Origin of the sequence: Cryobacterium roopkundense, from assembly GCF_014200405.1 — a bacterium.
In the GTDB taxonomy this organism is placed as follows: domain Bacteria; phylum Actinomycetota; class Actinomycetes; order Actinomycetales; family Microbacteriaceae; genus Cryobacterium; species Cryobacterium roopkundense.
In genome coordinates this window covers 2312018-2337403 of sequence record NZ_JACHBQ010000001.1, presented here as the reverse complement: position 1 = coordinate 2337403, position 25386 = coordinate 2312018, and the positions used below count along the sequence as shown (strand labels likewise).

Annotated in this window: 27 protein-coding genes and 1 pseudogene; 19 read left to right on the top strand and 9 right to left on the bottom strand. The window is 63.1% G+C overall.

What is annotated here, in order from left to right; all coding sequences use genetic code 11:
- Positions 1–156: 156 nt before the first annotated feature.
- The 9 genes and pseudogenes from BJ997_RS11005 to BJ997_RS10965 all read left to right on the top strand — a co-directional run.
- Positions 157–525: pseudogene (locus tag BJ997_RS11005) on the top strand (phosphatase PAP2 family protein); the annotation flags it as partial.
- Positions 515–1189, top strand: a complete 675-nt coding sequence (locus tag BJ997_RS11000) for a response regulator transcription factor (RefSeq protein ID WP_035839354.1) — start codon at positions 515–517, stop codon at positions 1187–1189. The pseudogene BJ997_RS11005 and the gene BJ997_RS11000, both read left to right, overlap by 11 nt.
- The gene (locus BJ997_RS10995) at positions 1186–2193 is read left to right on the top strand and encodes a sensor histidine kinase (RefSeq protein WP_052542620.1); all 1008 of its coding nucleotides are present in this window, start codon (positions 1186–1188) and stop codon (positions 2191–2193) included. The genes BJ997_RS11000 and BJ997_RS10995 overlap by 4 nt, the downstream gene beginning before the upstream one ends.
- Before the next feature lie 140 nt (positions 2194–2333).
- A complete protein-coding gene (locus BJ997_RS10990) occupies positions 2334–3137 on the top strand; it encodes a COG4705 family protein (RefSeq protein ID WP_035839357.1) in 804 nt (267 codons plus the stop codon).
- A 79-nt stretch (positions 3138–3216) separates the two neighbouring features.
- A complete protein-coding gene (locus tag BJ997_RS10985; RefSeq protein WP_052542621.1) occupies positions 3217–3933 on the top strand; it encodes a DedA family protein in 717 nt (238 codons plus the stop codon).
- Between the two features lie 79 nt (positions 3934–4012).
- Positions 4013–4189 (top strand): hypothetical protein, encoded by a 177-nt coding sequence (locus tag BJ997_RS10980; protein ID WP_183323451.1) that lies wholly within the window; start codon positions 4013–4015, stop codon positions 4187–4189.
- A complete protein-coding gene (locus tag BJ997_RS21935) occupies positions 4186–4866 on the top strand; it encodes a response regulator transcription factor (protein WP_035839359.1) in 681 nt (226 codons plus the stop codon). The genes BJ997_RS10980 and BJ997_RS21935 overlap by 4 nt, the downstream gene beginning before the upstream one ends.
- Complete coding sequence (locus BJ997_RS10970; RefSeq protein WP_035839360.1) at positions 4866–5813, top strand: sensor histidine kinase; 948 nt, start codon at positions 4866–4868, stop codon at positions 5811–5813. Before BJ997_RS21935 ends, BJ997_RS10970 begins: the two co-directional genes overlap by 1 nt.
- A gap of 100 nt (positions 5814–5913) precedes the next feature.
- Complete coding sequence (locus BJ997_RS10965) at positions 5914–6240, top strand: hypothetical protein (protein ID WP_035839362.1); 327 nt, start codon at positions 5914–5916, stop codon at positions 6238–6240.
- Positions 6241–6342: 102 nt separating this feature from the next.
- Here the strand turns inward: BJ997_RS10965 and BJ997_RS10960 are convergent, their stop codons facing one another.
- From BJ997_RS10960 to BJ997_RS21480, 4 genes are all read right to left on the bottom strand, one after another.
- Positions 6343–7806 (bottom strand): multicopper oxidase family protein, encoded by a 1464-nt coding sequence (locus tag BJ997_RS10960; RefSeq protein ID WP_338042595.1) that lies wholly within the window; start codon positions 7804–7806, stop codon positions 6343–6345.
- A 443-nt stretch (positions 7807–8249) separates the two neighbouring features.
- On the bottom strand, positions 8250–8573 hold the full coding sequence (locus tag BJ997_RS10955; RefSeq protein WP_152602333.1) for a DUF6804 family protein: 324 nt from the start codon (positions 8571–8573) through the stop codon (positions 8250–8252).
- A gap of 4 nt (positions 8574–8577) precedes the next feature.
- Complete coding sequence (locus BJ997_RS10950) at positions 8578–9855, bottom strand: MFS transporter (protein WP_052542622.1); 1278 nt, start codon at positions 9853–9855, stop codon at positions 8578–8580.
- On the bottom strand, positions 9848–10240 hold the full coding sequence (locus tag BJ997_RS21480) for an ArsR/SmtB family transcription factor (protein WP_052542625.1): 393 nt from the start codon (positions 10238–10240) through the stop codon (positions 9848–9850). Before BJ997_RS21480 ends, BJ997_RS10950 begins: the two co-directional genes overlap by 8 nt.
- Positions 10241–10413: 173 nt before the next feature.
- Between BJ997_RS21480 and BJ997_RS10940 the strand changes: the two genes are divergently transcribed.
- Positions 10414–10863, top strand: a complete 450-nt coding sequence (locus tag BJ997_RS10940) for an alpha/beta hydrolase family protein (RefSeq protein ID WP_084141662.1) — start codon at positions 10414–10416, stop codon at positions 10861–10863.
- A gap of 434 nt (positions 10864–11297) precedes the next feature.
- Positions 11298–11921 carry a maleylpyruvate isomerase family mycothiol-dependent enzyme gene (locus tag BJ997_RS10935; protein WP_052542624.1) on the top strand — a complete coding sequence of 208 codons (624 nt, stop codon included), beginning with the start codon at positions 11298–11300 and terminating at the stop codon, positions 11919–11921.
- A gap of 227 nt (positions 11922–12148) precedes the next feature.
- Here the strand turns inward: BJ997_RS10935 and BJ997_RS10930 are convergent, their stop codons facing one another.
- Entirely contained in the window at positions 12149–12541 is a 393-nt protein-coding gene (locus BJ997_RS10930; RefSeq protein WP_035839371.1) for a MerR family transcriptional regulator, read from the bottom strand.
- A 183-nt stretch (positions 12542–12724) separates the two neighbouring features.
- On the opposite strand from BJ997_RS10930, the gene BJ997_RS10925 reads away from it, so the two are divergent.
- From BJ997_RS10925 to BJ997_RS10910, 4 genes are all read left to right on the top strand, one after another.
- Positions 12725–14254, top strand: coding sequence for a SulP family inorganic anion transporter (locus BJ997_RS10925; protein WP_035839374.1), 1530 nt, complete (start codon positions 12725–12727; stop codon positions 14252–14254).
- Between the two features lie 266 nt (positions 14255–14520).
- Positions 14521–14772 carry a hypothetical protein gene (locus tag BJ997_RS10920; RefSeq protein ID WP_183323450.1) on the top strand — a complete coding sequence of 84 codons (252 nt, stop codon included), beginning with the start codon at positions 14521–14523 and terminating at the stop codon, positions 14770–14772.
- 92 nt (positions 14773–14864) lie between these two features.
- Complete coding sequence (locus BJ997_RS10915) at positions 14865–15251, top strand: PadR family transcriptional regulator (protein ID WP_183323449.1); 387 nt, start codon at positions 14865–14867, stop codon at positions 15249–15251.
- Positions 15248–15967, top strand: a complete 720-nt coding sequence (locus BJ997_RS10910) for a hypothetical protein (RefSeq protein ID WP_035835155.1) — start codon at positions 15248–15250, stop codon at positions 15965–15967. The genes BJ997_RS10915 and BJ997_RS10910 overlap by 4 nt, the downstream gene beginning before the upstream one ends.
- 52 nt (positions 15968–16019) lie before the next feature.
- Here BJ997_RS10910 and BJ997_RS10905 read toward each other — a convergent pair whose 3' ends face one another.
- The gene (locus BJ997_RS10905) at positions 16020–16427 is read right to left on the bottom strand and encodes a DUF1801 domain-containing protein (protein WP_035835154.1); all 408 of its coding nucleotides are present in this window, start codon (positions 16425–16427) and stop codon (positions 16020–16022) included.
- A 156-nt stretch (positions 16428–16583) separates the two neighbouring features.
- On the opposite strand from BJ997_RS10905, the gene BJ997_RS10900 reads away from it, so the two are divergent.
- From BJ997_RS10900 to BJ997_RS10885, 4 genes are all read left to right on the top strand, one after another.
- A complete protein-coding gene (locus BJ997_RS10900) occupies positions 16584–17369 on the top strand; it encodes a glucosamine-6-phosphate deaminase (protein ID WP_035835152.1) in 786 nt (261 codons plus the stop codon).
- Positions 17370–17560: 191 nt separating this feature from the next.
- A complete protein-coding gene (locus tag BJ997_RS10895; protein ID WP_152602062.1) occupies positions 17561–20509 on the top strand; it encodes a PAS domain-containing hybrid sensor histidine kinase/response regulator in 2949 nt (982 codons plus the stop codon).
- Between the two features lie 18 nt (positions 20510–20527).
- A complete protein-coding gene (locus tag BJ997_RS10890; protein ID WP_084141032.1) occupies positions 20528–21397 on the top strand; it encodes a response regulator in 870 nt (289 codons plus the stop codon).
- Positions 21390–22595, top strand: coding sequence for an EAL domain-containing response regulator (locus BJ997_RS10885; protein WP_035835151.1), 1206 nt, complete (start codon positions 21390–21392; stop codon positions 22593–22595). The genes BJ997_RS10890 and BJ997_RS10885 overlap by 8 nt, the downstream gene beginning before the upstream one ends.
- 25 nt (positions 22596–22620) lie before the next feature.
- On the opposite strand, the gene BJ997_RS10880 is transcribed toward BJ997_RS10885, so the two are convergent.
- From BJ997_RS10880 to BJ997_RS10870, 3 genes are read right to left on the bottom strand one after another with little or no spacing between them, the layout of a single operon-like run.
- Positions 22621–23253 carry a TetR family transcriptional regulator gene (locus tag BJ997_RS10880; RefSeq protein WP_052541934.1) on the bottom strand — a complete coding sequence of 211 codons (633 nt, stop codon included), beginning with the start codon at positions 23251–23253 and terminating at the stop codon, positions 22621–22623.
- Positions 23253–24542, bottom strand: coding sequence for an ABC transporter permease (locus tag BJ997_RS10875; protein ID WP_183323447.1), 1290 nt, complete (start codon positions 24540–24542; stop codon positions 23253–23255). Before BJ997_RS10875 ends, BJ997_RS10880 begins: the two co-directional genes overlap by 1 nt.
- On the bottom strand, positions 24539–25312 hold the full coding sequence (locus BJ997_RS10870) for an ABC transporter ATP-binding protein (RefSeq protein ID WP_084141031.1): 774 nt from the start codon (positions 25310–25312) through the stop codon (positions 24539–24541). The genes BJ997_RS10875 and BJ997_RS10870 overlap by 4 nt, the downstream gene beginning before the upstream one ends.
- Between the last annotated feature and the right edge of the window lie 74 nt (positions 25313–25386).

The window sequence follows — 25386 nt, the reverse complement described above, 5'->3', positions numbered from 1 at the left end:
TCCACGACCACGTCAACGTGCTCAAGTTCCGTCGCGGGGAACAGGCCATCAGAATCGCTCATAAGCAATTTTCCCAGACCACCACCCCAAGCCCGGGAAATCGACCGGCGTTTTAAAGTTTGGTACTACTGACCCACGCTCCTAGACAAGCATCGACCCACCGAGGCGAACGGGGGAGTCGGCCCTGTTCAGTGGACTTCCACTCTGCCCGGTGGCCTCAGCTATCCCAGCGGACACACCAGTTTCGCGGCCAGCTTCCTGCTCGGGGTCATCGTCGTCGCTGCCGGCAACCGGCTGTATCCGTATGTGAAGGTAACGGGTGCCGTGGTGGTGCTCGCCACGGCAGCATCCCGCGTCTACTTGGGCGTGCACTATCCGTCAGATGTGGTCGCATCGATCGCGTACTCCATTGCCGCCGTGGCGCTGGTCAACGCCGCATGGACGCTACTACTGGCACACTGGAGCCAACGTCGATCCGACCTCCACGTCGGACCCGTGCACGGAGGAGTCTGGAATGTCCGCTGAGAGCACCGCTCGCGCCCGGCTGCTGCTGATCGAGGACGATGCCAAGCTTGGCTCGATGATCCGGGATGTGCTCTCAGAAATCTACGATGTCACGCTGGTCGCCGATGGCGGCGAGGGCTTGGCCGCTGGCCTGACGAGCGAGTTCGAGGTGATGGTCATCGACCGGCGCCTGCCCACCCTGGACGGCCTCGGAATCGTTCAAGCGCTCCGCCGAAAACTTATCACCACCCCGATCCTGCTCCTCACCGCACTGGGGACGACCGGGGACAAGGTGGCCGGGCTCGATATCGGTGCCAACGACTACCTGGTCAAACCGTTCGAATTTGACGAACTCTTCGCCCGGCTCCGCGCCATCCGTCGGGTCTTCACCGGTGAGGGTCGCACGCTGCTGGTGGGCGGGTGGGAATACTATCCCGACAGTCGCACCATCTATTCCCCGTACGACGGCCGCATCTTGCTCACGGTTAAGGAGAACGAGCTACTTAAGCTATTGGCGGATGCTCCGCAACGCACGTTCTCCCGCCAGCAGATCCTGCAGACCGTGTTCAGCGCTGCGGATACCGCCGGAACGGTGGATACCTACGTGCACTATCTTCGGCGGAAGACCGACACGGACATCGTCCTCACCGTGCGCGGTGCGGGCTACCGCCTGGGACAACCATGACCCACAGCGCCAACCGAATCGTTGACAGCGACACCCTCGCCGTCCGTCGCGCTTCCCTCCTCGTCGGTACCCGAATCGCGGTCGCGTGCGCTGCGGTTGTTGCGGTGGTCATCGTGGCTGTCTTCGTCTACATCCTCTCCGAGATCTCGCCCGGTGAGCTGTTCGAACCGGTGCCCGACACCGACAACCTGCAGGTCAGCGCCGTCAACCTGCTGTGGGCCGCCGCGGTGTTGGGCGTGGCATTGATCATTCTGGCGGGGGTGTTGAGCTGGCTGGTCACTCGCCGCGCCGTGGAACCGCTCGGCGACGTGCTGCGCCTCCAACGGGCGTTTGTCGCCGACGCCAGCCATGAACTCCGCACCCCCCTTGCGGTGCTTGACGCCCGCCTGCAAATTCTGCAACGCACCCTCCCCGCCGGCGACCCGTCGTCCTCGGTCGTGGCGGAGCTACGCGGTGATGCGAAGGACCTCATCCACATCGTCAACGACCTGCTCGAGTCGGCCGAAATCGGCGGCGCCGCCGCGCACGACACGGACGTCACCGACCTGGTCGCTGCCGTCGACGACGCCGTGCAATCCCTGGTACTCATCGCCGTCGACCAACACATCACCATCGAAATAGATGCGACCCAGCCTGCGCCGGTGCGCGTGCCCGCCTCCAGCATCACCCGGTGCGTGGTCGCCCTACTGGACAATGCGGTGCGCTTCGCCCCCAGCGGCTCGATCATCACGGTCGGCGTCGCCGTGACCAAGAAGATGGTGACGGTCACCGTGCGGGATCGTGGCCCCGGCATCCAGGGCATCGATCCCGCGCGCATCTTCGATCGGTTCGCCCACTCCGGCGCGGCCGTGGACAGTGGCGGACATGCCCGCACCGGGTTCGGTATCGGCCTGTCCCTGGTGCGCGAAATTGCGGTGCGCTACGGCGGAACCGTGCACGTCGTCGACAGCTCCGTCGCGGGCACCGCGATCAGGCTTACCCTTCCTCGCTCGAGGCAGGCCTGATCCTGCCCCTTCGCCGCCGAGTAGACCGTCACTCTCTGGCAAGTAGCTGTCGATCTTGGGCGGGGAGCGCTCGCTTCTGTGAGAAGTCTTAGACACCACCGTGTTCGCTGGTAGTACCGACCCCAGCCCAGGAGGAACACATGTCCACGACGTCACCACGCTCCACAGCCGTCTCGCCCGTCCGGAACCTCCTGACCAAGGTGCCCGAGGTCACCCTCATCTTTTGGGTGATCAAGGTCCTCGCAACCACGGTGGGGGAGACCGCCGCGGACTTCCTCAACGTTGACCTGGGCCTGGGCCTAACGATCACGTCGGTCATCATGGCGGTCCTGCTGGTCGCCGCGCTAATTGTGCAGTTCAAGCTGCACAAATATACCCCCGCGGTCTACTGGCTAGCCGTGGTGCTCATCAGCGTTGTCGGAACTCTGATCACCGATAACCTTACGGACAGTCTCGGTGTGCCCCTGTGGGTGACGACGGTCGTCTTCGCCATCGCGTTGGCGGCGACCTTCACCGTCTGGGCAATCTCGGAGAAGACACTGTCCATCCACTCGATCTTCACGACTCGTCGGGAGTCGTTCTACTGGTTGGCCGTGTTGTTCACGTTCGCCCTGGGCACTGCGGCGGGTGACCTCGTCGCAGAGGGACTCAACCTGGGCTTCTTCGTCGCGCTGCTCGTCTTTGCCGCCGCAATCGCGCTGGTCGCCGTGGCGTACTTCGTCTTCCACCTGAACGCCGTGCTCGCCTTCTGGATCGCATACATCCTCACCCGCCCGCTCGGCGCATCCACTGGTGACTTGCTCTCTCAGCCCCTCGCCGACGGCGGCCTCGGACTCGGGACCACAGGAACCAGCGTGCTATTCCTGACCGTCATTCTCGTCCTGGTGGTCGTGCTCACCCGTCGCGCCCGCACCACGAACACTCAACCTCAGATGCATAGCTGACGGCCGCTGTCTAAACCACTCAGCGCCGAAACGGCTGCCCAGCCCATCTTCAGATAACTTGAGAGAAGGACCTTTCAGCATGAACGTCACGATCAGCACTGCATTCCCTACCTCCGGTTTTCTGGATCCGCAGTCGGTGATCGCGGGTGCCGGGGTCTGGGGCCTCGTCGTCGTGTGCGCGATCGTGTTCGTGGAGACGGGCCTGCTCGTCGGGTTCTTCCTGCCCGGCGATACCCTGCTGTTCTTCACCGGCGTGCTCACTCTCAGCGGGGTGATCAGCCAGCCGATCTGGATCGTGATCCCGGCCGTCGCCGTCTCGGCCGCGCTGGGTGACCAGCTCGGCTACCTCAACGGGCGAATATCCGGTCCACGCATTTTCGAAAGGCGTGACTCCGGCCTGTTCAGTCGAGCGAGCGTCACCCGGACGCAGGGCTTCTTTGACCGTTTCGGCCCGGCAGCCGTGACCATCGCCCGGTTCGTACCGGTTGTGCGAACCTTTGCTCCCGTCGCCGCAGGCGTCGGCAAGATGCCCCGGCGGGTGTTCACCCTGTTCAACATCGTTGGTGCCGTGTTGTGGACGACCGGGGTGGTGCTTCTGGGATTCGGACTGGCTCGTATTCCGGGCGTCGCCGACTTTGCCGCACGCTACATCGATCTCGTGTTGATCGGCATCGTCGTGCTCTCCGTGGTGCCGGTCGTCATCCGTGCCTTCATGGTTCGTCGCCAGCACGCAGAGTCTTCATCGTTCGATCCGGCTTCGCGACGTTTTGACCATTCTGGATTTCACCCATCATGACAACCAGCGGGTGGGACCTTCAGCAAGGGCATGCGCCAGCGCGTGGGAATCGACCAGGCCGTTTTTGCACGGGCCAGCCGTGTTGTTCATCGATGAGCCGACGTCGAGGTTTGGACCCGGAGGGCAGGTCGACTTCGCGATGCAGGTCAGCGCCGATGGTGTGCAGATCGCCAACGGCACCGCAGCCAAGGGAGAAGGAACCGGTGAACAGGCCGACTACCACCCGGCCGCCCATCCCATGATGGGCAGCGTGTGAGGCTCCTCGTCGTCGAGGATGACGTCCGCATCGCGGACGTCATCCGTCGTACCCTCACCGAATCCGGCTATGCCGTCGACGTCGCTCACACCGCGCCCGACGGGGTTCAGGCGTTCGAGATCGACAGCTACGATCTCGTCGTTCTCGACCTGATGCTGCCGGGGTTGCCGGGCGGCGGGATGGACGTGTGCCGACGCATCCGCTTGATCAACCGCGACGTACCGGTATTGATGCTCACCGCCTTGGACTCGATGCGCACCAAGGTGGAGGGCCTGGACGCCGGGGCCGACGACTACATCGTCAAACCGTTCCACCTGGTCGAGTTGCTGGCCCGGGTGCGGGCGCTGCTGCGTCGTTCACCACGCGCCTTCGCGCCCCTGCTGCATGCCCAGGGAGTCACCCTCGACCCGGCCACACGTACCGCCCAGCGTGCTGGACGCAGCATCGTGCTCACGGCAAAGGAATTCGCCGTGCTGGAATACCTGATGCGCAACGCCGGCGCGATCATCAGCACGAGCGAGCTGATCGACCACGCCTGGGACAGCAACTACGAGGGGTTCAGCAACGTGGTGCAGACCTACATCCGCTACCTGCGGCAAAAACTGACCTTGCCCGGGGAGCCGGACATCATTCAGACCCGTCGCGGGGCCGGCTATCTGATTGCCGCGGACAGCTGATGTTTCGCTGCGCGCTGGTACGCCTCACCCTCACCTACACGATCGTGCAACTGGTGCTGTTCGCCGCGTTCGCGGTCGGCACTTACACCTTCGTCACCGGAACCTTCGACTTCGACGCCGCCGAATCTGACAGCGCCAGCGCCCTCAACGCCGCCGAACAGGGCTTCGCCAACCTCCGCACCGGCCTGCTCGTACTCTACGCCGCACTCCTCGTGCTGATCCCTCTCGCCAGCTATGCCATGGCCCGAACAGCCCTCGCACCGTTACAGAAAAGCTACGGGCTGCAGCAACGTTTCGTCGACGGCGCCTCCCACGAGATGCGCAGCCCGCTGAGCATCATTCAGGGCGAACTCGAACTGGCCCTGCTGAGCACCCGCACACCGGCCGAGTACGAGCAGGCGATGCACACCGCGCTGGAAGCCGTCGGCGGCCTTACCCAACTCACCAATGACCTCCTCCTGCTGTCCAGGGGAGGGGGACCTGAGCTGAAGAGAACGTACGAACGTGTCGACCTGAACGAGCTTGTCCGGCTCGACGCCGCCGCGCGATCGCTTAGCCCGGAGGATGTCGCCCGGTTGGACGTTCACCTGGGGCCACCCACGGTTGTTGTGGGATCCCCGGCGCTGCTCGCTCGAGCGATTGCCAATGTTATTGACAATGCGCTGAAGTTCACCCCAGTATCGGGTGTCGTCACCGTAGGCACCGACGTCGTCGACGGTACGTGCAGCTTTACAGTGCGTGACACCGGCATGGGCATGGACAAAAACGACCTCAAGCACGCCTTCAACCGGTTCTGGCGATCCGACCAGGCACGATCCCAGCCCGGGCACGGTCTCGGTCTCAGCCTGGTGCAGCAAATTATCCAAGCCCACGACGGGCGTGTAACGCTGACCTCGCAGCTGGGCGTCGGAACGACCGTCACGGTCAAACTTCCACTACGCCCCTAACCCGCCAGGGACGCACAGGCTCTCACGCTCATCTCACGTGCCCCTCCCTAGCTTGGAAGTATGGCCCCGCAGCCGCGGAGCCCACTACGAAAGGCACACAATGCAGAAGAAGACGAAAATCGCTGGCGGCGCAGCCGTAGCCCTGGCCCTGGCGCTCGTCGGCGGCATCACCCTCACCGCCGGCGCCCAGGCCACTCCCGCCAAACCCTCGTCGTCCACCTCGACCGTGGAACCCGCCACTACGGCAGTCGACACGGACAACGTTCAGAACGAGGTCGAAGACGGAACGAACGACGGCGAAACCGCCGACGACACCGGCACCGAATCCGGCACCGAATCCGGCACCGCGTCAGGCACGGAGTCCGAAACCGAAGACACCAGCGATGACATCAACGGTGTCGCGGTTGAAGACGGCACACAGGACTAACCCGCGATCAGCGAAACGAGTGGCCGGTACGCAATCGCGTCCCGGCCACTCGCACATCAACTTCACGATGTGTCCCGCCCCGAACAGGCCTGGCAGTCATGGTCAGAGTGCTTGAACGATGCCCATCATTCCGGCGTCCTCGTGGTCAAGGATGTGACAGTGGTAGACCGTGCGCCCGCTGAAATCGTTGAAGGCGATCCGCACGCGCACGGTGCTGCGCGCTGGTATGTTCACGACGTCCTGCCAGATCACTGAATCAACGGGCTGGCCATCTTGCGCGATAATCTGCATCGGCCAAACATGCAGGTGCAGGGGATGGTCGAGGCTGCTGCTGTTGGTAAGCATCCACTCTTCGACGCTGTCGAATTGCACGGAGGTGTCGATGCGGGTGGCGTCAAAGGCTTGGCCGTTGATTGTGGCGGACATCATTCCGCCGCTCATGCCACCACCCATCCCCATGGCGAATACCAACTCGCGACGAGCGGACACGGTCGCCGACCGGAGGTCAGCTGGTACAGGTTGATCGGGTACGGCAGCGAATGCTGCGACGTCTGCTCCGGCGACGGTGAACGTCGCCAGATCGACTTGGGCAGAATTGGACGCACTACCACCCATCATTGCGCCGGACGTGCCCCGGTTGTAGGGAAGGGTGCGAAGCGTGGAGGTGCCAGCGCGAGAGGTCACTAGGAGATCGGCACGGTTACCCGGGGCCAGGATCACCTCCTCCACGTCCTGCGGTGATTCAAACCGGCCGGAGTCGATTCCGAGGAGGGTCACTTGCTGCCCATCGAGGCGAAGCTGCACGTAGCGCGAGGTGCACGCATTGATGACGCGCCACCGTTCACGTTCGCCGGGACGAGCGCTCAGTTCGGGAGTGTGTTGTCCGTTGACGAGCACGAGCTCGCCTTCTCGACCCGACATCTTTTCCATCTCGGTGGCCCCTGAAATGGTGCCGGTGGAATCGAAGGTGATGTCGGAGATGACGAGCAGGCGCTCCCGCGTGGCGGGTATCTCGTCGGGGTCTTCCACGATAATGGCGCCATAGAGGCCTCCAAACACTTGGTCGGCGACATATCCGTGGTGGTGCGGGTGATACCAATACACACCCGGAGGGTGATCTGCGGGTATCGCGTAGGAGTAGTCGAAGGAATCGCCGGCGTTGATCATGACAAACATGTTGTCGCTGTTGTCTTCTGGGGACACATGGAGGCCGTGTACGTGGAGGTTAGTCGCATCGGTCAGGCCGTTGCGGAGGCTGACATTGAGAATGTCCCCGCCCCGAACGCGCAGGGTGGGACCGGGAAGGCCTCCGTTGTAGGTGAGCGCATGCACATCTCGGCCCCCAAGACGGATTCGCTGTGGTGACGATTCCAAGGCCACCGTGAGAACTCCATTGGAGCTGCGCAGCTCGGTGGGCAGGACAAGGGCAGCCCCAGACGCAGCTCCCGTAGTTTGAGTGGTTGCCGATTTTTGATTCAGGACGAAGCCTGTCCCGCCGAGGGCTACACCGCCAATGCCGACTCCGCCGAGAATGAGAGCGTTTCGTCGGCTGATGTCGACCATCATCGGTCTTCGCCGAGCACCCGGATCTGTTCTCGGTACTGCTCGGCCGTCAATTCCCCGCGCGCGAATCGCTCGTCGAGAATCTTCCGCGCGCTGGTTGGGCCAGGCGACGGGGTCAGGGACGACGCGGGGTCGCTGCCAGCGTTTTTGGTAGATAGGCGGATGACGACGTACACAAGAATTGCGATTCCTGCCAGAGCCAGCAGCCCGAACCCCCAGGACCAACCCATACTTCCAGTGCCCCACATCATGATGTGATTCCCTTCTTCGTGCCTCGTAGTCTAAATATACCTCTAGGGGTATGCCATGGTGCTGGGTGCCCGCCGAATGCCTCCCGAGTCGGTGGGTGCTCGCCACCTGCGCCGGCGTGTCAACGCACGCAGGAGAACTGGCCGATTTTTCCGGCCGTTGCGGTTGCGGGGCGTGAAAAGCCAGTGATTGAAGGGCTAGTGGGTGAAATGTTTGCGGTTGAAATACCAGCGCACGACCGCCCAGCCTTGGCCCTCCCACGGGATGACGGCGACCGGGTTCCACAGGACTGCGATGGGCGCGAGCGCGATGAGCCACCACCACGTCTTCGCTTGGATCACGAAGACGCAGAGGATGAGCGCGAGGATGCTGACAAACGAGCGAATGATGGTGAAGCCGTCGCTGGCCAGAAGTGCCAATCCCGCCAGGAGCGTCAGCGCCGCGAGCATGCCGGGTGCGAGATCCGACCGGGTGAAGGTGGTTGCTGCCGCGGTGCCCATGGGCCGATTGTGCGCACGCATCCGCTCAGTCTACGTTCGACGGGTCGCGTCGCCGATCGCTCGGCTGCGGGCTGGGATTCGGGACGGTTAGGGGGGCGGCGGGAGTGGGGCGCTTCCATATCTGTGCCGCGATGATTCCGGCGGTGAGGGCGACGGCTGCCAGCACGAATGCGGTCGGAGCCAGTCCGAGGGTTGCGCCGAGGATGCCCGCGAGTGGGTAGGTCAGGATGAAGCAGGCGTGCGAGAGGGAGAACTGGGCCGCAAAAACCGCGGGGCGGTTCGTGTCGTCGGAATGGCGGCGCAGGATCCGGGCCGAGGGAGTGAGAACGAGTGCGGTGGCGGCGCCGAGCACGAACCAGACCGTGAGCAGGGCGGGCCAGGCCGCAGGGGCATCCGGGCTCAGGAGCGCGACGGCGACGGCGACGAGGCCGAGGGGGAGGACGCTGCATCCGATCAGCATCACGGCCCGATCGGAATAGCGTTCCAGAATCCCCGGCAGGGCCAGCGCCACGAGCATGGAACCGAATCCGTAGCAGGCCAACGCGATGGCGTAGTCCACCGGGCTGCGCCCCAAGGCGGTCTGCACGATCACGACCGTGTTCACGATGATCATCGCGGTGGATGCGGCCACGACCATGTTCATCGCAAGGAGGGCACGAAGCGGCGGGGTTCGCCAGAAGACCCGCACCCCACGAGTGAGACGGTCCAAGAACGGTGCGGCAGCGGATGCCCGCATCACCGGTAGCGTCGTGGACAGCACCAGGGCCGCCGAAGCCATGAAACCGAAAACGGTTCCCACGAAAAGGGAGTGATAACTGATCACGGTCAGCAGGGCAGCGGCCAGGATGGGGCTCAGCAGGGATTCCAGGTCGTAGGCGAGGCGCGACAGCGACAGGGCCCGGGTGTAGTGGCTTTCTCGGGGCAGTACTTCGGGGATCAGCGCCTGGAACGCGGGGGTGAACGTCGCGGATGCGGCCTGGAGCACGAAGATGAGGATGTAGATCTGCCAGGCCTCGGTGACGAAGGGCAGGGAGACCGCGACGGCGGCCCGGAGCACGTCGGAGGACACGAGCAGCGTCTTGCGGGAAATGTGGTTGGTGAGCGCCGACATGATCGGAGCGACCCCGACATAGGCGACCATCTTGATTGTCAGTGCAATGCCCAGGACGATGCCGGCGTCGCCACCGGCCAGATCGAACGCCAGCAAACCCAGCGCAACGGTGAGCATCCCCGTTCCGATCAGTGCCACCACCTGCGCGCTGAACAGTTTTCGGTATGCCGTGTTGCGCAGTACATCAAGCACGGTCGATACCGTCCTGATCTGACACTGTATGAGTGAGTGGTGAGCGGTGGTGAGCGGGTACGCCTTCGAGGGCGTGCTGGGCCTGGAAGATGGCGTCCGAAACCAGCTGGCGCGCATGCTCGTTGGCCAACCGGTAGAAGACCCGAGTACCGTCACGTCGTGTGGTGACGATGCGGGCGAGGCGCAGTTTTGCGAGGTGCTGTGACACGGCAGCCTGGGATTTGTTGACCGTTTCGGCCAACTGATTCACGGGAAGTTCGGCATCGCGGAGGGCGAGAATGATGCGGATGCGGGTGGCATCGGCCAGCATCGCGAAAACCTCGACGGCCAGTTCGACGTATTCACCCTCGGGTTCGAATCCGCACCTATTCCTATCTGCATTTATACGCAGATTATTGCACACCCAGCCGAAACGGCGTTCACGTTGGGATCGCCGCTCTGGCAGGGAAACGGGATGGCTGGCAATCGCGGTCGGGCACCGGCAGATGTGATCGAGCTCGCCTGCTTCGCTGATCGAAATGTCGGTCGTTCTGATGCCCGTCCACAGCGTCCTCAGCCGTGAGAACGCCCATCTGGCCATCGAGGAGGCCAACCCCGGCACCGGTCGTCGTACTTTCGCACGGCACTGGCGGAGCCGGAGAAGACCTGGACTGGTTGGCGAAACCGCTGAACGACGCGGGATTCCTCGTTGCGTCGGTCGATCACCCGGGTAATAGCTACAACGACGAATACCTCCCCGAAGGGTTCGCGTTCGCCTGGGAGCGAGCACGGGACATCACGCTCCTCATCGACCCCCTCGTGGCCGAGCAGAACATTGACCTCTCCAGGATCGGTGCGGCCGGGTTCTCCTTCGGCGGCTACACCGTCTCCGCGTTGCTCGGCGGCAGAATCGATGCGCACGTCATGGAAGCCATGTTTCACGGACAGATACCTGCCCCGGACGTGCCGGAGTTTCCCGACCTGATCAAAACGCTCCGTACCAAGTACTCCGATGCCGACATCGGCTGATCGTTGGCAATCCGCCTCGCGGCCAGCTGTACGAAGTCGTTCGCGTTGCCGGTGGGCTGCTGGGCCGGGACCTCAACCCCTAGTGAGTTCCGCGGCGTGGGATGCCGCCGGCACGGATCCATTCCTACGTGCTTTGGCCAAACGGCCGCTGATGTTCCTTGAGCTCCCGGAAGCTCAGTCCTGATCGACCGTTGGGACCGCGGTCGGGCCAAGATTGATCGCCTACGGGAGCAGGGGCGTCTCACTCGTGTCGCCGCCAACCGGGATCTCGCTGGGTGGCATCCGGCGCAGGCCGAAGTGCCGCATGAGCAAGGCGTCGTCGCTCTGCTCACGGCTGCAGCATCGACAACCGCTCCTGTCGGGGTCCGATCTCGGCCGACCCGATAGTGTTAACTGAATGACTCGTGACTCATAGAACTAGCCGAGGGGGCTCTGTGAATGAGATCTGGACGATAGTGCACAAGGAACGTGACGCATTGATTCGAGATCTGGAGGCATCGAATCCGGATGAGTGGACAACACCGTCCTTGTGCCCCGGGTGGGATGTTCATGCCGTATTGGCGCACCTCGTCGATGATGCCAAGTGCACTCGCCTGGGTTTTATCGGCAGGATGATTGCCGCCGGCTTCAATTTTGATCGAATCAACGCCATGGGGATTGCTCGGGAGCGGTCCACCGATCCCGCTCAGACCCTGGCCACCTTCCAGGAGGTTCGCAGCCGCACAACAAGCGCCCCCGCACCTTTAGCCACTCGGTGGGTTGAGATATTCGTGCATGGAGAAGACATCCGGCGTCCTCTCGGAATTGACTATCAGTACCCGGTCGCCGAAGTGGCAACTGCGCTTGGGTATCAAGCGAAGACCAGCGTCAAACTCGGTGGGGGTAAGGAACGCCTTGTGGGGCTGCGCCTTATCGCCACCGATACGGTCTTCGATGAAGGTGACGGCAAAGAAGTGCGCGGTGCCGCAACTTCTTTGCTGCTCGCAGTATCCGGCAGGCCCGTCAATGCGGGCGAACTCACGGGGACGGGCGCATTGTCGCTGACAGCAATGAACTGACTGTGACGGACGCGCGGTAGGGTCCGTTGCCGCGCACGTCTGCCCGGTCGACCAGGGAAGTGCAGCGTAGATCCCTCTCCCACGATGGCGCGAAGCGCCCCACCAGCTTGAGAGGCAGCGGAAAGGAGTCCGGTTCAGCTGGCGGCGCGTCGTTTGTGACGGTACCGGTTGAGGATTCCTTTCGCCGCCGACCGGAAACGCTGCTTGAGCGTGATCCCGGTCGGGACTTATTGTTCGCGCAACAGTGACAGAAACTCGTCGGCCATGGCCAGCTGCTCCTGCAGCTTCGCTCGGCGCTTGTCGGCCTCCGTGATGAAGGTGTCGAGTTCCCGGCGAACATCAGAGTCGACCGCCGATGTGCTGTCACTGCTACTGAGCGCGTCGATCACGCGCAGTAAATCTGTCATCTCCTCGAGGGGGAAGCCCAGGGGCTTCATGCGTCGAATCAGCATCAGCCGGCTGAAGTCCTGGTGCGTGTAGAGACGGAAGCCGCCATCGGTGCGGCCAGTGGGCTTGAGGAGTCCGACCTCGTCGTAGTGACGGATGGTGCGCAGCGAGAGGCCGGTCTTCTCGGCGAGCTCGCCAATGTGCATCGTGACGGCGGGGGCTTCTGCGTCCATGGCAATACCTCTTTCAACTTAACTCTAACGTTAGGGTAGTGTTGCAGTTCTGGCCGACAGAAACCTGCACGCCAACACCCCACCCCCATTGTCGAACACGACAGGGCTGGATCCGCGCATCGAAGCGCCCACAGACATCGTCCTTTGGCCCTCCCGTGAGAGGGCCCGTTACCGGAGTTACCTATGGCTATTGCCGAAAAATCCCCCCTACCCAAGGTCAATCGTTACAAAGCCGAACCGTCCGTGCTGACCGCTCTGAGAACACCGCGCATCCTCACCCGCGAGGTCCTCGCCGGTCTCGTCGTCGCGTTAGCCCTCATCCCTGAAGCCATCGCGTTCTCGATCATCGCCGGCGTCGACCCACGCGTGGGGTTGTTCTCCTCCTTCGTCATGGCCGTCACGATCGCCTTCGTCGGCGGGCGCCCGGCCATGATCACGGCCGCCACCGGCGCCGTGGCCCTGGTCATCGCACCCGTTGCCCGGGACTACGGGATGGAGTACTTCATTGCCACGGTCATCCTCGCCGGAGCATTCCAAATCATCCTCAGCGTGATCGGCGTTGCCAAGCTGATGCGGTTTATTCCGCGCAGTGTGATGGTCGGCTTCGTGAACGCGCTCGCGATCTTGATCTTCACGTCTCAGCTGCCGCAGCTGCTCGGCGTTCCGTTCCTGGTCTACCCGCTCGTCGCCGGCGGCCTGCTCATCATGATCTTCATGCCGCGCATCACCAAGGTTGTCCCCGCGCCGCTGGTGGCGATCGTGGTCATCACGGTCGTGACCGTTCTGATGGCCATCAACGTGCCGACGATCGGCGACCAGGGTGAGCTTCCGAAGTCCCTGCCCGAACTCTTGTTGCCGAGCGTGCCCCAGACGTGGGAGACATTCACGATCATCGCGCCCTTCGCCCTCGGGATGGCTTTGGTCGGCATCCTGGAATCCCTCATGGCCGCGAAGATTGTCGACGAGGTCACCGACACCCACTCCAACAAGACCCGCGAGGCCTGGGGCCAGGGCGTCGCGAACATCATGAGCGGCTTCTTCGGCGGGATGGGCGGTTGTGCCATGATCGGCCAGACCATGATCAATGTCAAAGCCTCCGGAGCCCGCACCCGCATCTCCACGTTCCTGGCCGGCATCTTTCTGCTCGTCCTCGTCCTCGGCCTCGGCGACGTGCTCGCCATCGTTCCCATGGCCGCGCTCGTGTCGGTCATGATCATCGTTGCCGTCCTCACCTTTGACTGGCACAGCATCCGCCTGTCGACGTTGAAGCGGATGCCCAAGAGCGAGACCACGGTCATGGTCGCCACCGTCATCGTGATCGTCATCACCCACAACCTCGCTATTGGCGTTGTCGTCGGCGTGATCATCGCCATGGTCGCCTTCGCCCGCCGCGTGGCCCATCTCGCCAAGGTGGAACGCAGCGTCACCGACATCGCTGGGGAAACACCGACGGCGTACTACACGGTCACCGGCGCGCTCTTCTTCGCCTCCAGCAACGACATGATGACCCAATTCGAATATGCCGACGACCCAGAACGAATCGTCATCGAGATGTCCGGCTCGCACATCTGGGACGCCTCCACCGTCGCCACTCTCGACGCCATCACGAACAAATACCAACGCCAAGGCAAGCACGTGGTCATCGAAGGACTCAACGAAGCCAGTACCCTGCTGCACGCCCGCCTCGCGGGCAACCTCGGCGGAGGCCACTAACGAGGCCGTCCTCGTGTATCGCTGAACTCGCCAGTGCACACTCCGCGGCGGCGGTATTCCGGCGGACCTGCGTGGCGCGGTATAGGAAGCTGCGTCCATGATTCCCGGTGTAGTAATCACGCAGGACCAGACCGCCCTCAAGGGTCGAAACGCGGTATCGATCGCCCAGCTGGAACCACCCGCTCCCGAGCGACCGTGTACGCGCTGCGGATGGCGTCACGGCCTCATTTCTGGCGCCTCTTCGGGCGCGACTCATCGATTGGCACGTGCGCAGACCGGTGTTGCTGCTCCTCACGATGGCTTTCGGCAGGGTGCTCTTCGCGCTGGCGATCGGTGCCTTCGCGGCGTGGCCGGGCGTCACGATGGTGGTCCTGGCCGGACTTGCCGGTGCCGTGGCTCCGCCTCTGGGGCCTGCAATGCGCGTGGCATGGTCTGAGCTTGCGACAGAAATGGCCGTGCTGCGCAAGGCGCTCAGCTTCGATGCCGTCGTGGAGGAACTACCTAGGTTGGGTTCATGAACAGGGCTGAGAGGTCTGTCGCCGTTCGGGATGGAATCGATCAGAGTTCGCAGGCTTTTGACACACGAACTACTTAGAGACACAATCTAGTTATGAACGCAACCAGTCAGGACGGCCCTGCATGGCCAGGCGCTCAGTGGCCGAGTGATTGGCTGCGGGCGACGCTTGGTTTTCTGGCGCTGCGGGCGCTTGAAGGGGGTCCCTCCTACGGATACGCCATCATTCGGGAACTTGAGCGGCACGGTCTCGGCGCGATGAAGGGCGGCACCCTCTATCCGCTGTTGACTCGATATGAGACCGCCGGCCTGGTCGTCACCGAGTGGCGTCCCGGCCAGGCCGGGCCCGGACGAAAATACTTCGCCATCACCGAACAGGGCCGCGCCGAACTCGATCGACTACGCGCCGACTGGACGCGCTTCACCGATGTCAGCACGAGCTATCTCGGAGCCAGAGGGCCCGGTAAGGGGAACACCGCATGAATCTCACCTCGTCAGACAAAAAGTGGTTCGATGAGCTCGTCGTGGAGCTTCGCATGCGCGATGTCTTCGGGCACGCGATCGGCGACGCCGTCGCCAGTACCCGCGAACTCGTCATCGACACAGGTCAGAGTGCAGAAGACACCTTCGGACCTGCGCGTGCCTACACCGCGTCGCTCGATTTGCCCCGCGGGTCAGGACGCGACTGGGTGACCAGGGGGCTGTGGACGTCGATGTGTGGGTTGCTCGCCTTCTTGCTTTTCGTTCAAGCCCTCGGTGCGTGGATACAGGATGAGCCGCTCCTGATTACTCCCGCACAACTGGTGCTTGCTGCGGGGCTCGGCGGGCTCGTCGCCCTCTTGCCGCTCTACCTTCTGGCAGCGATCCGTCGGCCCTGGCTGCTTGGTCTCCTCATCGCCATCGGCGCAGGCTTCGGATTCCTGTTGTCAGCTCTGACGCCGGACACAGCGGCGGATGCATGGCTCAGTCTCGACCCGCTACCGTGGCTGCTGAGCAGCGGAATCGCCATGGTTCTGCTGTCAGCGTGGAACACGATTCAGACGCTGCGACGCGGCACTCTGGACGACATTACAGAACCCATACCCACCCGGCCGTCGGCCAGCGTCCGTGGCCGACGGGTGTTCGTGATGCTCACCAACTGGCTCTTCCCTCTTTTGGCGACAATCATGTTCTGCGGTGCCATCCTGCTCACTCGGTGAAGGAACTCCCGCCTCAGGAGTCGGGGGTGCTCTGAAATTCGGCCACGGGTCGTCAGCCGTTCACGGACTTCCACGCGTCGCTGATGAGACGCTCAAGCACGTCGAGGTCGATGTCTTCGAGCCGATTCACGTAGAGGCAGGACTTGCCTGTGGTGTGCGGCCCCAGCTGCGTGAGCAGCGGATTGACCGGCTCGTAGCCGTTGTGGACGCCGTAGATCGTCATGGCTGGCTTGCGGGGTGAGAATCCCACGTCGAACCAGGTGTGTGTGCCCAGGGTGTTCGTGTACAGCGTTGAGCCGAATCCGACCATCGTCGGACCCCACATGACCCCGGGTTGCTGGGTCACGCGCTCCATTAGGGCTCGGAGCGCGTGGCCTTCCACTCGCCGGCGTGGGGGCTCCACGCCGTCGAGGAACGCGGTCACATCTTGGTTCGTGGGGCGGGTTTTCGGTGCGGCCATGCCCCGATGCTAGCCCTGGAGGGTGGCGCGACGGCCCGGACGCACCGGCGTCGTGCAACGCGGAGTCGACGAGCGCGCTTTCGATCATCATGTGATTGCTAATGATTGCATCTGGTACTCTAGTATCATGATTAATCATCACGTCGAGAACGTATCGTGGCCGAAGTAGTCATTGTCGGCAGCGCGTCTGCGGCGGGGGACCTTGTCGCCCAGACAATCCGAGCGCTCATCGAGCGGCGGGCCGACGCCGTGCTGGGGCTAGCCACGGGGTCGACACCACTGCCCGTCTATCAGAGCCTCGCTCGCTCGCTGCAAGCGCATCCGCTCGACGTGTCGGGCGTGCGCGGATTCTCTCTGGACGAGTATGTGGGTCTGCCACCCGGGCATCCCGAAAGCTACCGAGCCGTGATTACCCGTGACGTCGTCGTGCCTCTCGGTCTGACGGCGGGGCACGTGCACGTGCCCAACGGGAACCCGCTCACTCTGCAGACCGCCGGTGCCGATTACGAGCGTGCGATCGTTGCGGCCGGGGGAGTGGACCTTCAGATTCTCGGCATCGGCGGCACCGGGCACCTGGGGTTCAACGAACCGGGATCATCCTTCGCCTCGCAGACGCGGGTGAAGACCCTAACGCCGGAAACCCGCCGCGACAATGCGCGATTCTTCGCGTCGCCCGAGGACGTGCCCCTGCACTGCATCACCCAGGGGCTCGGCACCATCCTGCGGGCCCGACACCTCGTGCTTCTGGCGTTCGGGGCAGGTAAAGCGGAGGCCATCGCTGCTGCGGTCGAGGGGCCGCTGTCGGCGAGCAAGCCCGGTTCGGTTATCGCCCTGCATCCGCACGTGACGGTGGTCATCGACGAGGAGGCCGCGGCACGGCTCGAGAACCGTTCGTACTATCGGTACGCCTGGGCGAACAAGCCCGATTGGCAGAGTAGCTAGCAATACCGCAGAGGCAGGATTGCACCCTCAAATGGGGGTCAAAATGGGTCGATTCGTGCTATAAAAATACGTAGGGGAAACAGTCGTGCTTCCCGTCGGTTCGCCTCCCTGCGAGCCTGGGTTGCAGAACGTGAGCTTTCCTTACTTTTGGAACTCAGATGTCTGTCCTGTCGCTCACGGAAGGTCTCGCAATGAATATCAAGTCCGCAACAACCGGGACCGAGTCAGAGATCACCTCCCCGACACGAGGCACGTCGGATTCCGGCGATGATGTGCGGCGGGGGGCCCTGCAGAACGCCATCTTCAACAGTGCGAATTTTTCGAGCATTGCGACGGATGCCGATGGCGTGATTCAGATCTTCAACGTGGGGGCCGAACGCATGCTCGGCTACACAGCCGACGAGGTCGTGAATAAGATCACACCGGCAGACATCTCCGACCCGCAGGAACTGATCATGCGCGCCGAGGAGCTCAGCACCGAGCTTGACACGCCGATCACCAAGGGTTTCGAGGCCCTGGTATTCAAGGCCTCGCGGGGTATTGAAGACATCTACGAATTGACCTACGTGCGCAAAGACGGCACGCGCTTTCCCGCGATGGTGTCGGTGACGGCCCTCCGCGACGCGGCTGACACGATCATCGGGTACCTGCTGATCGGCACAGACAACACCGCGAGAAAACTCGCTGAGGAAGAACTTTTGCAGGCCGGTGCGCTGCAGAGCGCCATTTTCAACAGTGCGAACTTTTCGAGCATCGCGACGGATGCACGCGGGGTGATCCAGATCTTCAACGTGGGCGCCGAGCGCATGCTGGGCTACTCCGCCCTCGACGTGGTCAACCGCATCACGCCTGCGGATATCTCGGACCCCCAGGAACTCATCATGCGGGCGTCGGAGCTCAGCCTGGAGTTGGACACCCCCATCACACCGGGCTTTGAGGCCTTGGTGTTCAAGGCCTCCCGTGGCATTGAAGACATCTACGAACTCACCTACGTGCGTCAGGACGGCAGCAGGTTTCCCGCCATCGTCTCGGTGACGGCCCTGCGCGATCCCGAGGGAAAAATCATCGGGTATCTGCTCATCGGCACCGACAACACGGCGCGCAAACAGGTGGAAGCGACCCAGGCCCTGCTCGACCAGCGACTGCGCGATCAGCAGTTCTACACCCGTTCGCTGATCGAATCCAACGTCGACGCGCTGATGGCCCTCGACCCGCAGGGCATCATCTCGGACGTGAACCAGCAGATGGTGTCGCTGACCGGGCGTACCAGAGACGAGCTGATCGGGGCTCCCTGCCGCAACTTCTTCACCGACCCCGTGCGAGCGGATGCCGCCATCAGACGTGTGCTCGCCGAGAACAAGGTCAGCGACTACGAGCTCACGGTTCGCGCTCTCAACGGCGAGGAGACCGTGGTCTCCTACAATGCGGCAACGTTCCATGATCGGGACCGCAAGCTGCAGGGCATCATTGCCGCAGCGCGCGATATCACCGAGCGCCGTCGCTTCGAGCGAGCCCTTCAGGGGCAGAACGTGGAGCTCGAACATGCGAGCCGCATGAAATCCGAGTTTCTCGCCACCATGTCCCATGAGCTGCGCACCCCCTTGAACGCCATAATCGGCTTCTCGGAGGCGCTCAAAGACGGCCTGATGGGGGAGATGACGGACACCCAGAATGAGTACATCGGCGACATCTTCACGAGCGGGCAGCACCTGCTTTCGCTCATCAACGACATCCTTGACCTCTCCAAGGTCGAGGCCGGCATGATGCACCTCGAACTCGAGCCGGTGGACCTCAAGAGCCTGCTCATGAACAGCCTGTCGATCGTGCGCGAAAAGGCCGCCGCTCATCGGATCCAGCTCGAGATCGAGGCGGGAGATGAGCTCGGGGTTCCCAACCTGGACCCGCGCAAGACCAAGCAGATCGTGTACAACCTGCTCTCGAACGCCGTAAAGTTCAGTTCGCCCGGCGCGCGGGTTACCCTGCGGGCACGGCGGGTGTCCCGGACGGTCGTGGGAACTCTCTCGGGCGGTTGGCCGGTGCACAGCTTCCCCCTCGCCAAAAGCGACTTCAACCACTTTCTGGAAATCTCCGTCGAGGACACCGGCATCGGTATCTCGGAGGTGAACATGGGCAAGCTCTTTCAGGCCTTCAGCCAGATCGACAGCGGACTGGCCCGCAAGTTCGAGGGCACTGGTCTCGGCCTGGCCATGGTGAAGCAACTTGCCGAGCTGTATGGCGGCACCGTGGCGGTGTCGAGCGCGGAGGGTGAGGGCGCGCGCTTTGCCGTGTGGGTGCCCCTGCACGAGTCGGGTACGCGGCTCGGAACTCCGCCTGCGCCCAAGGTCATTGTGCCCACGCCCACCTCGGGGCCGGCCAGTTACCCGGTGGGCAGCGTGCGTCCCACAGCGCTTGTTGTCGAAGACGACGAACAATCCGCCGATCTGGTGCGGCTCCTGCTCGAGGCGGAGGGTTTCAGGGTGATCGTTGCGTCAAGCGGCGAGGAGGCGGTGCTGCTCGCGCCCCAGCAATCGCTCAGCATGATCACCCTGGACATCGGATTGCCGGGCATGGATGGGTGGACGTGCCTCAAACGTTTGCGTGACGACAAGTCCGCCGCTAGTGTTCCCGTCGTGATTATTGCCGGCCTCGCGGACAGCCGGCTCGCCCTGACGCGCGGAGTCGCTGCCGTTCTGGAAAAGCCCTTGAGCCGGTCTGAGCTCAAGAACACCCTGAGTATTCTCGGGCTGCAGCCCGAAGAAAAGCTGACTCGCACCGTACTGATCGTTGACGATGATCCACGTGCCGTCGAGTTGATTACAACATATCTGCCCGCCTCGGAGTATGCCGTGGTGCGCGCGTACGGCGGCGGCGAGGGAATCACTCTGGCGCAACGCGTGCGGCCCGACCTGATTCTGCTCGACCTGATGATGCCGGACCTCGGCGGCCTGGACGTCGTGAGAACGCTTCGTCGGAATTCGGCAACGTCGTCCATCCCGATTCTGGTGATCACGGCGCGCCAGCTCTCGGACGAGGAAAGGGTGGCCCTCACGGGCGCTCACGATCAAGATATTCGAGTCATCGATAAGGCTGGGTTCAGTCGCGCGACGTTCATGGCAGAAGTCAAAAGCGCCCTCCACTAACAGCGAAAGGCTCGGCACATGGCACGAATCCTGATCGTTGAAGACAACCCTGCCAACCTGAAGCTCGCAACGCTCCTACTGAGTCGGGCTGGGCACTCCGTGATGGCGGCTGTGGACGCCGAAGTCGGCCTCGCTCTTGCGGTGTCGGAACACCCCGACCTCATCCTGATGGACATCCAGCTGCCGGGCATGGACGGGCTCACGGCTACGTCAATTCTCAAAGCCAATCCGGCTACTTCCGCAATTCCGGTTATCGCTTTGACGGCGATGGCGATGAAGTCCGATCAGGAAAAGTCACGACTTGCCGGGTGCGACGGTTACATTACCAAACCCCTGCGGTATCAGGAATTGTATGCGGCGATCGACGCACTCCTGGCCGACCTGCGGCAAACGGGGTCAGCGGCACCGCTGTCGGCACCGTCCGCTGACGAGGGGCTGCTGGAGTCCACAGATGCCGCCGGAACCGACGGCCCGGCGGTGGTGATCAGCGTTTTGGAAGGACTCGTGGGCAATGATCCGGCGGTTCTGCTTGATTTTCTGGAGATGTTTCAATCCAGCACCGTCGCGATTGCCCACGAACTCGTCACGGCATGCCTCATGCGCGAGGCAGTTTCGGCCGGCGCGCAGGCGCACAAGCTCAAGTCGTCCGCGCGAGCGGTGGGAGCCATCCGCCTCGGCACCCTGTGCTCCCTCCTCGAAGTGGGAGGCCGGGCCAACGACATGGAGACGCTGATGGGGCTTTTGCCGAAATTTGAGGCTGAGATCGATGCGGTGAACACGGCCATCGATGAATTGCGCCAATCGTCGACGCCAGCGCATACTGAGTTCAGTCCCCACGCCGCACAGACCGCTGTCGGCCCGTCAGAGAAACTCGGTGCGAATGAGTAATTCTGCGATTCGGATTCTGGTGGTCGACGACGAACCGTTCATACACAAACTGCTCACGCACATGCTGGCCGGGCTTGGTTTCACCGACGTTGTCGCACGGGAAAGCGGCGCGGCCGCACTCGAGCTGGTCGACGGTCCGCGCCCGCCCGAGCTCATCCTTCTCGACCTCAATATGCCGGGGATGGACGGCATCGAGCTTGTGCGCAAACTCGTTGACCACGATTACACCGGCAGCGTCATTCTGGTCAGCGGTGAAGACGAACGAGTGCTCCAAACGGCCGTCTACCTCGTGCGCGCGCACCACATCTCAGTGCTGGGGCACCTGAACAAACCCGTGTCCATCGTGGACTTGGAAGAGATGACGGGGCGTTGGAAACCCGCCGTCGCTCCGAACGCCGAGATCGAACCGTACGGCCCGGCCGAACTGCGCAGCGCCATCGCCAACGGCGAACTGGTGAACTACTATCAGCCCAAGGTCAACGTGCAAACCGGAGCGGTGTCCGGTGTAGAGACTCTGGTGCGCTGGCAGCACCCCGTTGACGGGCTGGTGTTCCCCGACCGGTTCATCGCCCTCGCCGAAGAGAACGGCCTGATCAACGACCTCACTCGCGTGGTTTTGAGCTCCGCCATGCGCCAGGCCCATGCATGGCAGGAGAAGGGGCTCCGCCTCAAGGTAGCCGTCAACCTCTCAATGGACAGCTTCTCGTCGGTGACCTTCGCTGATGTTGTCTCCGACGCGGTTCTGAGCGCGGGAGTCGCGCCGCAAGACGTGGTGCTGGAAGTCACCGAGAGCCGACTGCTGCTCGACCAGCGTGCTCCGCTTGAGATCCTGACGCGGTTGCGCCTCAAGCGATTCCGATTGTCGATCGACGATTTTGGAACGGGCAACTCCTCGCTCACCCAGCTGCGGCAGATTCCGTTCGACGAACTCAAGATCGACCAGAGCTTCGTGCACGGCGCCTCGCGCGACAATACAGCCCTGGCCATGTACAGCGCGAGCCTCAACCTCGGCCGCGAGCTCGGGATGGAGGTTGTGGCCGAGGGAGTCGAGGATCTCGAGGATTGGGACCTCGTGCGTCGCACTAAGTGCGACCTGGCCCAGGGCTACTTCATTGCCCGGCCCATGCCCGCCTCGGCGCTTGTGGAGTGGATCGCCGCCTGGGACCGGCGCCTGCCCCAGCTCGTCGCCGCGAGCTGAGGCAGGCAGGAACACGCGGTCCGGGTCACAACGTGCGCAGGGTGACGCGAAGGAGGCGTGAGGTGTGCTCCAGCGTATCGGCGCTGTTGGCCCCGTCGGTCGAGATCCACCTGGTCGCCATGTAACGCATGACTCCGAGCATCGAGTGTGTGAGCAGGTCAGCCTTGTCGCGGAGGTCTGTCTCCGACGTCGCCGGTCCGGCCTCCCGTTTGATCCTCAGGTAGATAAGTTCGGAGAGCTCGGTCGTGATCCGATTCATCCGATCCATCTGCTTGAGCAGCAACTGAGGGTTCTGCTCGAACAGCCGCAGGCGATCGGTGAGAAGTTTCTCGTCCGGGCTGCCGGCGAGGGAGCTCGACACGACGAGCTCCAGCACCTCGGCGAGCAGGTCCGGGCCGTCCGTCGCGATGAATGCCCGGGCCTGGGCCTCATCGATCTTCGGCGGTTCGTCCCCGATCACTGCGGCATCCTTCGTCTTGTAGTAGTTGAAGAACGTGCGCTGGGAGATGCCGCTCTCCTCGCAGATCATGTCAACGGTCACTCCGTCGAAACCGTGCTTCAGCACCAGTCCGACGGCGCTGCGCTCGATGCGGAGCGACGTTTCCTGATGCTTGAGCTCGCGGCCGCTCAGTTGCTCTGTCGCGTTCTGGCCGGGCATTATTCGTACCGCAGCGATTCGATCGGGTTCTGCTTGGCGGCTCGTTGGGCGGGCAGCGTGCCAGAGAGGAACGCGATGAGCATCACCAGGGCGATGACGAAGGCGACCGAAGCCGGTTCAAAAAGCAGGATATTCAGTCCGGGCAGTCCGGATAGGAATCCGTTGGAGAGCACGCTGCTAAGGATCGAGCCGAGGCCGATTGCCACTCCGGCCCCGAGCGCACTTCCCAAGAAACCGATCACGATGGCCTCGAGGCTGAACAGCGCGTAAACCTTCCCGCCGCTCATGCCCATGGCCTTCATCAGGCCGATCTCCCTGGTGCGTTCCTGCACGCTCATCAGCAAGGTATTGATAATGCCGAATGCGGCCGCAATTAGGGCGATCACCGCGAAGGCGTTGAGCACACCGACAATGCCGTTGATGACAGTCTGCACGGCGCCGAGCTGGTCCGCCACGGTGCTCGCCGTGAATCCCGCATCGCTCAGGGTGGCCTGCAAGGCAAGCACGTCCTCGGCGGGCAGCGAGATGTCGAACTTCGCGATGGCGGCACCGTATCGGTTGGCCCCGGTGTCGATGCCTGCGGACTGTACCGAGGCGAGCTCGGCGATCAGGGCCTCGTTGGCGCCGGCGCCGGAGGCGAGCAGGCTCTCGACGGACAACCCGACCACTGTCGCGTCGATGGTGTGTGCCGCCCCGAGAACGTCAGTGATCCCGATCTGCACGGTCGAGCCGACCGCGTCGTTCGTCGAGTCGAACCCCAACGAGTCCACGTAGGTGTCGGGCAGCACGATCTGCATCTGGGATGCGGCCTGGTCCAACTGGTCGCCGCCGCTCAGCTCCGCCGTCGCCACGGCAGAAGCCGGATTGATCGTGAACTCGAATTTGGTGCCGTCGTCGTAGGCCACGTAGTCCGGTGCAACGGATCGAATGGGATCAACCGATTCGATTCCCGCCGTGTCGCCGATGGTCGTGAGGTTGGCATCCGAGAGCGCGCTCGTGGCCCCCGGGCCGCCGAATCCGCCGGCGGCGGCGCCCGACGTGCTCGGGTCATACTCCGTGGGTCCATCGCCCGCAGCAGCGACATCCGCATTCGGCGTCACGATGAAGACGTCAGGTGCGCCGAGCGAGCCCACCTGCGCGTCGACGTACTGGGACACTCCGGCGCCGACCGCGTTGGTCAGGGTGAGGGTGAAGGCGCCGACGAAGATGGCCAGCACCGTGAGCGTGGTGCGCAACTTGCTGCGGAACGTATTGGAGATCGCTGAAGCGACCAGGTCTTTGGCTCTCATGCCACGCCTCCGGCGGGGTTCAATTCTGCGGCGATCGGCGACAGGGAGTGCTTGGCGCCGGGTGTTTCAGCGGATGCGTCGGAGCGAGTTTCCTTCACGATGAGGCCGTCACGAATGTAGACCTGCCTGTCGCAGCGCGCCGCGAGATCCTCGTCGTGAGTGACGATCACGAGGGTGATGCCCTGCTTGCGATTGAGGTCGAACAGGATATCTTCGACGGTGCGGCCGGTGGTCGAGTCCAGGTTTCCGGTGGGCTCGTCGGCGAAAATAACGCGGGGGTTGTTGACGAGGGCGCGGCCGATCACGACACGCTGCTTCTGCCCGCCGGAGAGCGTCGTCGCCTTCTTGCCGGCCTTGTCCTCGAGTTCCAGTTGCTGGAGCACTTCGAGGCCACGCAGGCGACGCGCCTTGGTGCCGATGCCGGCGATCTTGAGCGGCAGGATCACGTTGTCAAGAACGCTGACGTTGGGCGTGAGGAAGAACTGCTGAAACACGAAGCCGAACTCCTTGTTGCGCAGCTCGTTCACGGCGCGCTTCGACAGGGCCTGGGCGTCTTTCCCCGCTACCTGCAGAGTGCCTTTGTCTGGTGCGTCGAGCAGGGCGAGCAGGTGCATCAGGGTCGACTTGCCCGATCCGCTTTTCCCGACGATTGCGACTGTCTCGCCCGTGGCGACCTGCAGCGAGACTCCTTTCAACGCGTCAAAGCGGCTCGAACCCGACCCGTAGGATTTCTCCAGGTCGCGTGCGTCGATTACCCAGTCGGCTGGCATTGTGCCCCATTCGTCGTCATCTGCCGTCGCAGGCAGCGACAATTTGCAGTAACTGCACTCTAATTTGCAGTAGC

What these genes read in the sequence shown, in the direction of transcription:
- BJ997_RS10925 (WP_035839374.1), top strand. Translation starts at nt 12,725, where the DNA reads ATGGCTATTGCCGAAAAATCCCCCCTACCCAAGGTCAATCGTTACAAA.
- BJ997_RS10995 (WP_052542620.1), top strand. Translation starts at nt 1,186, where the DNA reads ATGACCCACAGCGCCAACCGAATCGTTGACAGCGACACCCTCGCCGTC.
- BJ997_RS10915 (WP_183323449.1), top strand. Translation starts at nt 14,865, where the DNA reads ATGAACGCAACCAGTCAGGACGGCCCTGCATGGCCAGGCGCTCAGTGG.
- BJ997_RS10905 (WP_035835154.1), bottom strand. Translation starts at nt 16,427, where the DNA reads ATGGCCGCACCGAAAACCCGCCCCACGAACCAAGATGTGACCGCGTTC.
- BJ997_RS10955 (WP_152602333.1), bottom strand. Translation starts at nt 8,573, where the DNA reads ATGCGTGCGCACAATCGGCCCATGGGCACCGCGGCAGCAACCACCTTC.
- BJ997_RS10965 (WP_035839362.1), top strand. Translation starts at nt 5,914, where the DNA reads ATGCAGAAGAAGACGAAAATCGCTGGCGGCGCAGCCGTAGCCCTGGCC.
- BJ997_RS10930 (WP_035839371.1), bottom strand. Translation starts at nt 12,541, where the DNA reads ATGGACGCAGAAGCCCCCGCCGTCACGATGCACATTGGCGAGCTCGCC.
- BJ997_RS11000 (WP_035839354.1), top strand. Translation starts at nt 515, where the DNA reads ATGTCCGCTGAGAGCACCGCTCGCGCCCGGCTGCTGCTGATCGAGGAC.
- BJ997_RS10970 (WP_035839360.1), top strand. Translation starts at nt 4,866, where the DNA reads ATGTTTCGCTGCGCGCTGGTACGCCTCACCCTCACCTACACGATCGTG.
- BJ997_RS10880 (WP_052541934.1), bottom strand. Translation starts at nt 23,253, where the DNA reads ATGCCCGGCCAGAACGCGACAGAGCAACTGAGCGGCCGCGAGCTCAAG.
- BJ997_RS10895 (WP_152602062.1), top strand. Translation starts at nt 17,561, where the DNA reads ATGAATATCAAGTCCGCAACAACCGGGACCGAGTCAGAGATCACCTCC.
- BJ997_RS10890 (WP_084141032.1), top strand. Translation starts at nt 20,528, where the DNA reads ATGGCACGAATCCTGATCGTTGAAGACAACCCTGCCAACCTGAAGCTC.
- BJ997_RS10885 (WP_035835151.1), top strand. Translation starts at nt 21,390, where the DNA reads ATGAGTAATTCTGCGATTCGGATTCTGGTGGTCGACGACGAACCGTTC.
- BJ997_RS10990 (WP_035839357.1), top strand. Translation starts at nt 2,334, where the DNA reads ATGTCCACGACGTCACCACGCTCCACAGCCGTCTCGCCCGTCCGGAAC.
- BJ997_RS10960 (WP_338042595.1), bottom strand. Translation starts at nt 7,806, where the DNA reads ATGATGGTCGACATCAGCCGACGAAACGCTCTCATTCTCGGCGGAGTC.
- BJ997_RS10875 (WP_183323447.1), bottom strand. Translation starts at nt 24,542, where the DNA reads ATGAGAGCCAAAGACCTGGTCGCTTCAGCGATCTCCAATACGTTCCGC.
- BJ997_RS10870 (WP_084141031.1), bottom strand. Translation starts at nt 25,312, where the DNA reads ATGCCAGCCGACTGGGTAATCGACGCACGCGACCTGGAGAAATCCTAC.
- BJ997_RS10910 (WP_035835155.1), top strand. Translation starts at nt 15,248, where the DNA reads ATGAATCTCACCTCGTCAGACAAAAAGTGGTTCGATGAGCTCGTCGTG.
- BJ997_RS10985 (WP_052542621.1), top strand. Translation starts at nt 3,217, where the DNA reads ATGAACGTCACGATCAGCACTGCATTCCCTACCTCCGGTTTTCTGGAT.